Annotated in this window: 2 protein-coding genes; both read left to right on the top strand. The window is 63.1% G+C overall.

Annotation, left to right across the window (positions count from 1 at the left end):
* Positions 1-163: P-II family nitrogen regulator (locus KG698_RS15280; RefSeq protein ID WP_213686398.1), on the top strand; the 163-nt coding region annotated here is incomplete at its 5' end.
* A gap of 36 nt (positions 164-199) precedes the next feature.
* On the top strand, positions 200-1,383 hold a 1,184-nt coding region (locus tag KG698_RS15275), incomplete at its 3' end, for an ammonium transporter (RefSeq protein WP_213686397.1).

Raw genomic sequence — 1,383 nt, 5'->3', positions numbered from 1 at the left:
GAAGCTCGAGATCGTTGTCTCGGACGGCATGGCCGACCAGGTCGTGGAAACCATCCAGACCACGGCCAAGACCGACAAGATCGGTGACGGCAAGATCTTCGTTCTCGATGTGGAAAGCGCCGTGCGCGTCCGCACTGGCGAGACCAACGACGACGCGGTCTGACCCGCGCGCCCTTTCGACGAAAAGGACATTTTCGAGATGAACACCAAGTATCTGTTTCCTCTGGCTGCCGTGGCGACTGCCGCCCTGCTGCCCGGCCTGGGCCTTGCCCAGGATGCCGAAGAGGTTGTGGCCGGAACCCCGGCTGAACACACCTCCTACATCCTCACCACGCTGCTGTTCCTGATCGGCGGCTTCCTGGTGTTCTGGATGGCCGCAGGTTTCGCCATGCTCGAGGCTGGCCTCGTGCGGTCCAAGAACGTGGCGATGCAGCTGACCAAGAACATCGCGCTGTTTTCCATCGCATCGGTCATGTATTGGCTGGTCGGCTTCAACATCATGTATCCCGGCGATGGCTGGCTGATCGAAGGCTGGCTCGGGCCGTTCTTCTCCATCACCTCGTTGGAGCCGGTTGGCGTGTCGCCCGCCGATACCGCGCTGGATTACGCCTCGGTCGGGTCCGACTTCTTCTTTCAGCTGATGTTCTGCGCCACAACCGCGTCGATCGTGTCGGGCACCTTGGCCGAACGCATCAAGCTGTGGCCCTTCCTCGCCTTTGTCGTCGTTCTGACCGGCTTCATCTACCCGATCGAAGCGTCCTGGCAGTGGGGCGGCGGCTGGTTGTCCAACGCTGGCTTCTCTGACTTTGCAGGCTCCACGCTGGTGCATGCCGCAGGCGGTTTCGCAGCCCTTGCCGGTGCGCTCATCCTCGGGCCGCGGATCGGCAAGTTCGGCAAGGATGGCAAGGTCAATCCGATGCCGGGTTCCAACCTTGCGCTTGCCACGCTGGGCACGTTCATCCTGTGGCTGGGTTGGTTCGGCTTCAACGGTGGCTCGCAGCTTGCGATGGGTACCGTGGGTGACGTGGCCGACGTGTCGCGCATCTTTGCCAACACCAACATGGCTGCCGCAGCCGGTGCCATCGCCGCCCTGATCCTGACGCAGGTGATGTATGGCAAGGTCGACCTGACCATGGTGCTGAACGGGGCGCTGGCTGGCCTCGTGTCGATCACCGCGGGCCCGCTTGACCCGTCGCTGTTCGGCGCGCTCTGGATCGGTGCCGTGGGTGGTATCATCGTGGTGCTGACCGTGCCGATGCTCGACAAGCTCAAGATCGACGACGTGGTCGGCGCCATCCCGGTGCACCTGGTCGCAGGGTTCTGGGGCACGCTGGCGGTTCCCTTCTACACCGAAGGCACCTCGTTCGGCACCCAGATCTTCGG

Source organism: Roseicyclus sp., assembly GCF_018402035.1.
Taxonomy (GTDB): Bacteria; Pseudomonadota; Alphaproteobacteria; order Rhodobacterales; family Rhodobacteraceae; genus Roseicyclus.
Note: the sequence above shows the minus strand (reverse complement) of the source record. Positions and strands in the feature narration are given on the sequence as shown.